12 protein-coding genes are annotated in these 10791 nt (G+C 40.0%); 5 read left to right on the top strand and 7 right to left on the bottom strand.

The window, feature by feature from the left end; genetic code table 11:
* The 4 genes from bamA to atpD all read right to left on the bottom strand — a co-directional run.
* Window positions 1-2168: outer membrane protein assembly factor BamA (gene bamA / locus AC4PL9_RS07350; protein ID WP_491604102.1), on the bottom strand; the 2168-nt coding region annotated here is incomplete at its 3' end.
* A gap of 4 nt (window positions 2169-2172) precedes the next feature.
* The gene (gene uppS / locus AC4PL9_RS07345) at window positions 2173-2913 is read right to left on the bottom strand and encodes an undecaprenyl pyrophosphate synthase (RefSeq protein ID WP_491604101.1); all 741 of its coding nucleotides are present in this window, start codon (window positions 2911-2913) and stop codon (window positions 2173-2175) included.
* Between the two features lie 137 nt (window positions 2914-3050).
* Window positions 3051-3338, bottom strand: a complete 288-nt coding sequence (locus tag AC4PL9_RS07340; protein WP_343785425.1) for a FoF1 ATP synthase subunit delta/epsilon — start codon at window positions 3336-3338, stop codon at window positions 3051-3053.
* Between the two features lie 40 nt (window positions 3339-3378).
* Window positions 3379-4881, bottom strand: a complete 1503-nt coding sequence (gene atpD, locus AC4PL9_RS07335; RefSeq protein ID WP_491604100.1) for a F0F1 ATP synthase subunit beta — start codon at window positions 4879-4881, stop codon at window positions 3379-3381.
* A 178-nt stretch (window positions 4882-5059) separates the two neighbouring features.
* On the opposite strand from atpD, the gene AC4PL9_RS07330 reads away from it, so the two are divergent.
* The 3 genes from AC4PL9_RS07330 (at window position 5060) to AC4PL9_RS07320 (ending at window position 6923) form a co-directional block, all read left to right on the top strand.
* Window positions 5060-6016: a bifunctional riboflavin kinase/FAD synthetase gene (locus AC4PL9_RS07330; protein WP_491604099.1), complete on the top strand. Its 957-nt coding sequence runs from the start codon at window positions 5060-5062 to the stop codon at window positions 6014-6016.
* Complete coding sequence (locus tag AC4PL9_RS07325; RefSeq protein ID WP_491604098.1) at window positions 5958-6560, top strand: leucine-rich repeat domain-containing protein; 603 nt, start codon at window positions 5958-5960, stop codon at window positions 6558-6560. The genes AC4PL9_RS07330 and AC4PL9_RS07325 overlap by 59 nt, the downstream gene beginning before the upstream one ends.
* 84 nt (window positions 6561-6644) lie before the next feature.
* Entirely contained in the window at window positions 6645-6923 is a 279-nt protein-coding gene (locus tag AC4PL9_RS07320) for a hypothetical protein (RefSeq protein WP_491604097.1), read from the top strand.
* 108 nt (window positions 6924-7031) lie between these two features.
* Here the strand turns inward: AC4PL9_RS07320 and AC4PL9_RS07315 are convergent, their stop codons facing one another.
* The gene (locus AC4PL9_RS07315) at window positions 7032-7403 is read right to left on the bottom strand and encodes a globin domain-containing protein (RefSeq protein WP_491604096.1); all 372 of its coding nucleotides are present in this window, start codon (window positions 7401-7403) and stop codon (window positions 7032-7034) included.
* 114 nt (window positions 7404-7517) lie between these two features.
* Between AC4PL9_RS07315 and AC4PL9_RS07310 the strand changes: the two genes are divergently transcribed.
* Both AC4PL9_RS07310 and tsaB read left to right on the top strand, forming a co-directional pair.
* Window positions 7518-8699 (top strand): OmpA family protein, encoded by a 1182-nt coding sequence (locus AC4PL9_RS07310; protein ID WP_491604095.1) that lies wholly within the window; start codon window positions 7518-7520, stop codon window positions 8697-8699.
* 55 nt (window positions 8700-8754) lie between these two features.
* Window positions 8755-9441, top strand: a complete 687-nt coding sequence (tsaB, locus tag AC4PL9_RS07305; protein WP_491604094.1) for a tRNA (adenosine(37)-N6)-threonylcarbamoyltransferase complex dimerization subunit type 1 TsaB — start codon at window positions 8755-8757, stop codon at window positions 9439-9441.
* Window positions 9442-9488: 47 nt separating this feature from the next.
* On the opposite strand, the gene frr is transcribed toward tsaB, so the two are convergent.
* On the bottom strand, window positions 9489-10052 hold the full coding sequence (gene frr / locus AC4PL9_RS07300; protein ID WP_491604093.1) for a ribosome recycling factor: 564 nt from the start codon (window positions 10050-10052) through the stop codon (window positions 9489-9491).
* Window positions 10053-10082: 30 nt separating this feature from the next.
* Window positions 10083-10790, bottom strand: coding sequence for a UMP kinase (gene pyrH, locus AC4PL9_RS07295; RefSeq protein ID WP_491604092.1), 708 nt, complete (start codon window positions 10788-10790; stop codon window positions 10083-10085).
* Between the last annotated feature and the right edge of the window lies 1 nt (window position 10791).

Below are 10791 nucleotides of genomic sequence, written 5' to 3'. Positions count from 1 at the left end.
TTTTGTGGATCATTATATCCTCTGAGAGCGATGATCTCACGACCATCAAGCTGGTTAATACCTGTAAGTCCTGAACCTCCAACGTAGTATCTTTCAAACGGGGAGATACCTTTTGCCTTTGTGTAGGCTCCCATCATTCCAAAACCAAAACGCGGCATAAGCACAAGTTTTTTATCTTTCGAAATCGGGAAGTAAAACTCTCCGGTAAACTTGATTTTGTAATATTCCGTGTATTTAAAACGCTCCTGTGACGTAAGTGATGAGTAGTCATCAATTCCGTCAAAGAAGGAATATGGAAGAGTAGCCTTTGCACTAAAAGTCAGTTTAGATCCTTCCTTCGGGTAGATAGGGTTGTCAATGGAGTTTCGGGATAACATAAATTTGTAGGCAATGTTATTGGAGTATCCGTCATCAAATGCAAAAATGTTGGAGTAATTTTTTACGTCATAATATTGATAGGATAATTCGTGGTAAGAAGTGAAGTAATCATCCGGCCATTTCAATCTTCTTCCGAATCCTACACCAAAACCACTAATAGACACTCCCTGATAATCCGGGTCTTTTCGTTTAAAGTTATTTCCGAACTGTGAGTGATTCAACCAGACGGATAGTGAGTTTGGCTTTTTTCCTCCTAACCAGGGTTCTGTGAAAGAAAGATTATAGGACTGATAAAAACGGCCATTGGTCTGGGCGCGTATTGCCAGTTGTTGTCCATCTCCGGAAGGAAGAGGTTGCCAGGCTCCTTTTTTGAAAAAATTCTTTGTTGAGAAATTATTGAAAGAAAGCCCCAGTGTCCCAATAATTCTTTTGGCACCATAACCTCCCGATAATTCGATCTGATCCGATGACTTTTCTTCAACGGTATACTCAATATCCACTGTACCATCCTGTGGGTTGGGGATAGGGTTAACTTGAAAAGCTTCCGGGTTAAAATACCCCAGCTGCGCCAATTCACGCTGCGTACGAATGATATCATTTCGGTTGAATAAATCCCCCGGTTTGGTACGTATTTCTCTACGGATTACATGTTCATTCGTTTTCGTATTTCCACGAATGATAATATTCTTCACACGTGCTTCTTTACCTTCAACAATGCGCATCTGGTAATTGATGTGATTGTTTTCGGTAATACTCATCTCAACAGGGGTCAGGTTGAAGAATAAATATCCCCGATCCATATATAATGATGTGATATCACGACCGTCTTCGCTCATGAAAAGGCGTTGCTCAAGTAAAGCTTTATTGTAAGGATCACCCTTCTTAATTCCTAAAACAGTATCCAAATAACCGGACCTGAATTTCGTATTACCAACCCATTCAATTTCTCCGAAGTAATATTTACTTCCTTCCTCAACAACAATATCAATTCCCAGGTTTTTATTATTGATCAGGTAAACGGAGTCTCTTACAATACGAGCATCGCGAAAACCAAATTCGTTGTATTTGTTCAATACATTGTTTTTGTCGCGCTTAAATGCCGTACGGTTGTATTTTGAGTTCTTGAACAGACGCCAGATCGCTTTGGTTTTGGTGTCTTTCATTGCCCGGCGCAGCTTACCTGCTTTTATAGATTCGTTTCCATAAAAGTTAATCTCACGAATACGGACTTTATTTCCTTTGTTAACGTCAATAAAAAAGTACTCGGAATTAGCAATTAACGTATCTTCCTTTCGTACAACATTTACGGTTGCATTGTAGAATCCTTTCTCAATATAAAAGGCACGAACTTTGAATGCAGTCGTGTTTACCAGGTTTTCAGAGATTGTTTTTCCGGAGAAAAGATCGATTTCAGGTCGTATTTTGTCCGCTTCCTTTTTAGATACATTATCACTAAATGTAAAGTAGGATAGTTTAGGACGGGGTTGAAGGGTTATTTTTAGGTAAACAACATCACCGATTATTTTGTCGGCATAAATTTGAACATCACTGAAAAGTCCTTCTTCCCAAAGGTTGCGGATGGCCTGCGTGATTTTTTCCCCGGGTATCATGATCTTATCACCTTGTCTTAGCCCTGCGATAGCCTTAATGGCTTGAGGGTCAAAATTATCTGCGCCATCAATGAAAATAGGTCCTATTTCGTATTCCTGAGGCTTAAGATAATCCTGGCTGAATGAGGTCAGTGTAATTAGTATACCGGCAACTATCAGGATATATTTGTTCAAATTCATTTAACTATTTTAATTGTTCGGAAACCATTCCAAAACGACGTTCCCTGTTTTGGAAATTAAGAATGGCACTGTAGAAGTCTTCTTGTTGAAAATCAGGCCAGAGTTTATCACAAAAATAGAACTCTGAATAGGCAATTTGCCAAAGAAGAAAATTACTGATCCTGTGTTCCCCACTTGTCCGAATCAGTAGTTCGGGGTCTGGAATTCCTTTTGTGGACAGATAATTTTCAAGGGTTTCTTCATTAATGTCTTTCGGGGCCATTATACCCTCTGCAACACAACCGGCAATTTCTCTGACAGCTTGTGTTATTTCCCACTTAGCGCTGTAGTTCAAAGCGAGAACCAGATTGACTTTTGAGTTATGTGCGGTAGCTTTTTCGGCCTGTCTCAATTCATTCCGGCAGTCTTCAGGGAGCCCCTGAACATTCCCAATACTCATCAATTTGACTTCGTCTTTATTGAGCGCTTCCACTTCGTTAGAAATTGTGCGAACCAACAGATCCATCAGTCCATCGACTTCCTCTTTGGGACGATTCCAGTTTTCTGTGGAAAAAGCGTAAAGAGTTAAGTATTTAACACCCAGTTGAGCTGCAGCTTTAAGTGTTTCTCGTACAGCTTCTACACCTACTGCATGACCAAATAGTCTTTCATGACCTTGTTGTCGGGCCCATCTTCCATTCCCATCCATGATAATAGCAACATGGTTAGGAATATTATTCATATTAATTTGACTCAGTACACTCATTTTACCTTGCGGTCGTTCATTGGGGACAGCGAAATTAACACATCAAACGCACTCTTACAATGAATATTATATAAATGATGTTAAAAAAAAGAGGGATATGGCGAACCAAATCCCTCCCGAAACAAATATACAAATTTTTACTCTGCCAGAACAATAATCTTGTTATTCAGCATTTCAACCACTCCTCCCTTGATGTGAACAAGAAGTTGTTTATCTGATCCCGCTTTTTCAACACGACCATTAGCCGAGTCAAACTTTGCAACGGGGCTTTTCAGGTCTATTTTAATTTGTCCTTCAGCCAAAGCAGAAATGATAGGCGCGTGGTTGTTCAATATCTGAAACAGACCATCTTTTCCGGGAAGTTGAACTGCTTCAATCTCTCCGTTAAAGACTTTTGATTCCGGCGTGATTATCTCTAAAATCATTGCTTTTGTTGTTTTAGTCCGGTTACAGACCGGTTAAAATTTAAGCCTCAGCAAGCATTTTATCTCCTGCTTCGATTACATCCTGGATACCACCTTTCAGGTTGAACGCTGCTTCAGGATACTTATCCAACTCTCCGTCAAGAATCATGTTAAATCCTTTTATAGTATCGTTAATGTCAACTAATACTCCTGGGATTCCTGTAAACTGCTCTGCTACGTGGAACGGCTGAGAAAGGAAACGTTGTACACGACGTGCGCGGTGTACGATAAGCTTATCTTCCTCAGAAAGTTCATCCATACCAAGAATAGCAATGATGTCCTGAAGCTCTTTATAACGTTGAAGTGTTTCTTTTACACGTTGTGCACAATTGTAATGCTCGTTTCCTACAATTTCCGGAGTAAGGATTCGTGAAGTAGAATCCAAAGGATCTACCGCAGGGTAAATACCTAGCTCGGAAATTTTACGAGACAATACCGTAGTTGCATCCAAGTGAGCAAATGTTGTCGCCGGAGCCGGGTCAGTAAGGTCATCTGCAGGTACATATACCGCCTGAACAGATGTAATCGAACCTCTCTTTGTTGAAGTAATACGTTCCTGCATGGCTCCCATCTCTGTTGCAAGAGTTGGTTGATAACCTACTGCAGAAGGCATACGCCCAAGAAGTGCTGATACCTCAGATCCAGCCTGTGTGAATCGGAAGATGTTGTCAACGAAGAAAAGAATATCTTTTCCTTGACCATCACCTTCACCGTCACGGTAGTACTCTGCCATTGTTAATCCTGAAAGAGCTACACGAGCACGTGCTCCTGGAGGCTCATTCATCTGACCGAATACGAATGTAGCTTTTGATTCTTTTAAAGCTGAAGTATCAACTTTAGAAAGATCCCATCCGCCTTCTTCCATTGAATGCATAAAGTCGTCACCATACTTAATAATACCTGACTCAAGCATCTCTCTCAAAAGGTCATTTCCTTCACGAGTTCGCTCACCAACACCGGCAAACACAGAAAGACCTCCGTGACCTTTTGCAATGTTGTTAATCAATTCCTGAATCAATACGGTTTTACCTACACCGGCACCACCGAACAAACCAATTTTACCTCCTTTTGCATAAGGCTCAATTAGGTCGATTACTTTAATACCTGTAAAAAGAATTTCCGTCGATGTAGACAGGTCTTCAAATTTAGGCGCTTCACGGTGAATAGGAAGTCCATTAGCGTTATCAATAGCTGATAGACCGTCAATAGATTCTCCTACCACATTAAACAAACGACCTTTAATTTGATCTCCTGTTGGCATTTTTATGGCATTTCCGGTAGCGAATACCTCCATCCCTCTTGTAAATCCGTCGGTAGAGTCCATAGATATAGCACGAACTGTGTCCTGACCAACATGCTGTTGAACCTCAAGGACTACACGTGTACCATCTGCTTTGAAAACCTCTAGCGCATCATAAATGTTTGGAAGCTCCACTCCCTTTTCGAAACTAACATCGATCACAGGTCCGATAACCTGTGCAACTTTACCTTTAATATTAGCCATTATGGTGACTTTTTAATATGAAATTCTAAATTCGCGGCAAAGATATACAATAAAATCTATCTAGGGAAAAATTATGTTTCATTCTTTTTGAACAATTTCCTTTCGCATGGTTGATTTTTCCACTCTGTTTCATCCGCGGCGCAATTTTGTTACTTTTGTGTTTCAAAATGTCCGGCTAGTGAAAGTATTTAACGGTCTTGAAAAAGTATATTCTATTCCCAACCCGGTTCTGACAATAGGAACGTTTGACGGGGTTCATCTGGGACATCAGAAAATTCTTGAAAAGATAAAAAGAAGAGCAGAGGAAATTGGTGGAGAAACGGTGCTGTTTACTTTTCATCCCCACCCGAGAACAGTTCTCTTTCCCGAACACCATAATTTAAAACTGATCCAGACACAGGAGGAAAAGTTGGAAAAACTCCGACGTATCGGAGTGGATAATATTATTGTATACCCGTTCAGTAAAGAATTTTCCCGTACACCTGCGACTTCGTTTGTCCGGGATTACCTTGTTAATAAGATCAGGGTGCATACGATTGTGATTGGTTACGATCATCAGTTCGGAAAGAACCGGGAAGGAAGTTTGGAACATCTCCAGGAACTGGCACCTATGTTTGGGTTCGAAGTGATAGAAATTTCAGCCAGAGAAGTGGATGATGTCAATGTCAGTTCTACCAAGATCAGAAAAGCACTGGAAAGAGGTGATATTCAAACGGCTAATGCGTTTCTCGGAGAACCTTTTCAGTTGACCGGGAAAGTTGTGAAAGGAAAAGGGATCGGAAGAGGGATCGGTTATCCAACTGCGAATATAGAAGTGGCAGACGAGCTTAAAATTATTCCTGCCAATGGTGTATATGCTGTGCGCTGTCAGGTGAAGGGCCGTATTGTAGGTGGAATGATGAATGTTGGTATTCGACCTACTTTGGATGATTCTGATACAAGAACGATAGAGGTGAATCTGTTTGATTTCGGGGAAGATATTTACGACGAGAAAATTCTGGTTGAGGTGATACAATTTCTGCGTTCGGAAAAGCGTTTTGAAAGTATAGATGATCTAATTCTTCAGATACAGCATGATGAAAAAACTACTCGCGATATTTTGTCTGGTATTCCTAGGGAACTACACAGTTTATAGCCAGGATAACAGGGTGTTTAATCCTGAACTGAATTGGCTGACAGTAGAAGAGGCTAGAAATGTGTCTCCGGATAGTGTTTTTCATTTGACGCTGAAAAAAGAAAAATTGTCAGGGGAAGAGTTGCCGGATGAAATTTTTAGGTACAGGAATTTGAAATCTCTCTCCCTGAGAGGAACAAAAATTACGGGGTTAGATAAGAGAGTTGTCCATTTTACCCAGCTCACTTTTTTGGATCTTGGAAGAAATCGTTTGTCAATCTTTCCTGTGGTTATTTGTCGTTTCCAATTTTTGGAAACGTTAGTTCTGCATCGGAATAATCTGAATTATATTCCTGCAGCAGTTGAAAATTTGAAGCAATTAAAATATCTGGATCTGTGGGAGACGGCGGTAATGAATTTACCGGAAGAAATGGAGAAGTTACCGGAACTTCAATATGTCGATATGCGGGGGATTAATATGAACCCCGAAACACAAGAGCAATTAAAAAAGCGATTCCCGAAGGTGAAACTGGAATTAGATCCCCCTTGTAATTGTTTTCGTTGATTTAGATTAACAAAAATTAAGAAAGCGGACGTGTAATTTTTGTTGTAGTTTTTGTTATATTGTAAACGTAAAACTATGACACCCATGGAAAAACAGAACCGCAACTTTATTCGTTTCTGGGACAGGATTCGCAGAATCAATAAGTGGAGATTTATTATTCCCGTTGGCTTTTTTTTAGGACTGGGTATTTTCGGACTGTGGCAATTGATACGGATAGGTGAACAGGATATAGCACTGTTTTTACTTGAGTTGACAGCTGCTATTTTGCTGGGAGTGTTCTGTTTAGGAAGACTGGCGTGGTTGTACAACGAAAAGAAATTTATTCGCAAATTACGTCAATTAAATTCACCTCTTTTTAATTAATTTCCAACCCTTTTTTTATTATTCTCGTCTTCATGAGATAAAAGGGATGGTCTCCCAATTAATTTATTGTTAATCGGACAGGAATGGGAGTTTTGACTCCCATTTCTTTTACCGGTTTACCATGTGCTGTGCAACAGCTGGGAAACAGTTGTATAGAGTTGTTTTTAAATCTTCGGATATCTCTAATGATTGAATGGCTTCTTTCATACACTTTAACCATTCTTCTTTTGCCTTTTCATCAATAGGATGGGGGAGGTGTCTCATGCGCATTCTGGGGTGCCCGTATTTCTCATTGTAGCGGGGAGGTCCTCCCAGAAATTGGGATAGAAAACAAAATTGTTTATCCCGGATTCTGTTGAAATCATCTTTGAAAAGTGGTGATATTACTGGATTCTCCTGAACAAGATCATAAAAATAAGTAACCAGTTTCATGAGGTTGTCATCGCCAAGTTGATCATATAAGGTGCGTATTTCAGACATAGAACAAAGTTACCAAAACAAAGGTAAACAGTTGGAATGATTCTTGCGGTCTTTTTAAGAAAAAGGACATTTTTAACATCTGATTAATAAGGTAAATGTTTATATCTTAGGCGAATGAAACCACTTCAACCACCATATAACTTTGTCAACATACTTATGGCCGTATTTTTCGGGATAGTATCTTCTTTTGCTCAGGAAGAACTGCCGGTTGTAAATATTTCACAGGGAACGGCGAAGTGGAAGCTTACTCCGAAGCGTGGAGATGACTTTCTGAGTAAGTATAAAGTGTTTGCGTCTGACCCGGAGACGAATTCGGCCTGGTTTCTTTATATAGCGCCATTTGACGGGGAATTTAACATGTTGGTTGATCCGGGAAACGAGAGCAGTATTTCTTTTGCTTTGTTTAATGTTGCAGGAGGAGAGTATTCGAAAGATATATATAGCGGAAAAGCGGAAATAATCAGGGTAATGGCTCGTCCAAAACCCGGGATAACCGGTCTTTCGAAAGGAGATGATATTGATTCAGGGAATCGACTATATCCGGTGCAGTTGAAACAGGGACAGGAAGTACTCATTTATCTGAATACACAAAATCCATCCTTGAGGAGTGTGATGATAAACATCTGGCAGTTATCTGATGCCAGGAGAAACGAAGATATTGTTCTGGATACGAAGACAATTGATTTGAGAAGGGATGATTTTATGAATCAATTACATCTGGCTGTGAAAGACGCCGAAACAGGACTGCCCCTGATTGCTTCGGTAAATATTTCGGGAATGAAAGGGATCAGTAATTACTATGTCGCTTCTGATTTGTTTTTTGATATCGACCGATCGCGAACAATTTCGGTAAAGTGTGATAAAGAAGGGTATTTCTTCTTTTTTAAGGATTTCGAAGTGATGGATGATGTGGATAATGAAATTGTGGTTTTGCTTGAGCCTCTTTCAATAGGGAAGAAGTTAGGTTTGCCCGAAATTCAGTTTGAGATGGGAACCTCCAACCCAACACCAAATGCTTATCAGATTATGAATCGTCTGGCTGAATTTTTGCTTTCTAATCCTGAAGTACAAATTGAGATTGGAGGTCATGTTAACGAAACCGGAGATAACTCGTTTGCCGCACGGAAAATTTCCGAAGCAAGAGCAAAGCGGGTTTATCATTTTCTGATTGAAAAAGGAGTCGAAAAACAGCGATTGGAGTATAAGGGGTATGGCAATACAGAGATGATATACCCTATGCCGAAAAATTATCACGAAGAGCAGGCTAATAGGAGAGTTGAGATTACCATTCTCTGATTAGAAAATGATAATCATTGTAACGAGGTTGGTATAATTTCCCCATTTTTGTACCATGAAATACATTATCCATATAGAAACCAGTACAAAGATGTGTTCTGTAGCCCTGTCGGGAAACGGAAAGGTTATTGATTACAGAAACTATATGGAGGATGGTTATGCACATAGTGAAAAATTAACGGTTTTATTGGATGAGTTACTCTCATCATGTGGTGTAGAGTTTAAAGAGCTTTCTGCGGTTAGTATTTCTGGTGGTCCGGGAAGTTATACCGGCTTGCGAATTGGAGTTTCGACTGCCAAAGGACTTTGTTATGCTTTAAAAATACCTTTGTTGGCGATTGACTCTCTGAAGTGCCTGGCACTGTGGGGTTTGATGAACGGAGAGACGCAAAAGGCAGATTATATTTGTCCGCTTATTGATGCCAGACGTATGGAGGTTTTTAGTGCTATTTATAACAAACAACTAACAATGGTGAAACCTATTTCGGCAGATATCATTGAAGAAAATTCGTATAACGAAATCTTTGAAGATAAGATAGTTGTGTTGTTGGGGGATGGTGCTGATAAACTGAAAGAGAAATGGGAAGGGAGAACCAATTTGATCTTTTCTGGTTGGATCGCCGATGCGCGGGGACAGGCGGAAGAAGCATTCAAAATGTTCGAAGCAGGAGCGTTTTCCGATCTGGCATATTATGAGCCTTTTTACCTGAAAGATTTTATAGCTGGAAAAAAGAAAGGGTAGCTATGTGTGCCACCCTATCTATAAGAAATTCAAGTTTAACTACGTTGTTAAACCTTCATAATATCAATTTCTTTAAGTTCAATTAATTCATCAACTCGAGAAACAAAAGAGTTTGTGAGATCCTGAATTTTTGCTTCACCTACTTTTACAATATCTTCAGAGAGTCCGTCGTTTTTCAGATCCTTCATCATGTCCATAGCTTCCTTTCTGTTGTTTCGAATGGCTACTTTGGCATTTTCTCCTTCTCCTTTTGATTTCTTCACTAACTCACGCCTTCTTTCTTCTGTAAGCGCTGGAACATTAATAATCAACATTTCTCCGTTATTCTGTGGAGCAAGCCCCAGATTGGCGTTGATTATCCCTTTCGCTACTTCATCCAGTATATTTCGTTCCCAGGGTTGTACAGTAAGTGTACGTGCATCCATTGTATTAATGTTAGCTACCTGAGCAATCGGGGTAGGAGCTCCATAATAATCAATAGTTACGCTGTCAAGCATTGATGGAGTTGCCTTTCCGGCACGAATCTTTTCGAGTTCACTTATCAGGTGAGCAATTGACTTTTCATTTGCTCCCTTGAACTCATCCATGACTAATTGAACTTCTTCTGTCATAATTCTAATTTGTACGCAAATATAAAAAGTTTAACCTTTTACCAAAGTTCCGACCTGATCTCCTTTTATAATTCGTTTAAGATTTCCTTTAGCATTCATATCAAAAACGATAATCGGAAGGTCATTTTCTTTGCACAGAGTAAAGGCTGTCATATCCATTACATTCAACCCTTTTTCATAGACTTCATCGAATGAAATCGTTTCATACTTTTCGGCAGCAGGATCTTTTTCAGGATCGGCAGTATAAATACCGTCAACACGCGTTCCTTTAAGAATAACATCTGCATTGATTTCAATGGCACGTAGCGAAGCAGCTGAGTCGGTCGTGAAATAGGGGTTTCCTGTTCCGGCTCCGAAAATAACAACACGTCCTTTTTCGAGGTGACGGACTGCCCTTCTTCTTACAAAAGGCTCTGCTATTTCTTTCATCTCAATAGCCGATTGAAGACGTGTTTTTACACCTTTGGACTCAAGAGAAGCCTGTAAGGCCATACTATTGATCATCGTTGCGAGCATTCCCATGTAGTCGCCATGTGTACGATCCATTCCGCCTTGCTCTGCCTGAACTCCACGGAAGATGTTTCCTCCACCGATTACGATTGCAATCTCAACTCCTTTTTCATGGGCTTCTTTAATCTGTTCGGCATATTCGGATAGTCTTGTGTTATCAATCCCGAACTGTTTTTCTCCCATCAGGGCTTCACCACTTAGCTTTAATAAGATTCTTTTGTACTTCACG

This window comes from Wandonia sp. (assembly GCF_984588085.1).
Note: the sequence above shows the minus strand (reverse complement) of the source record. Positions and strands in the feature narration are given on the sequence as shown.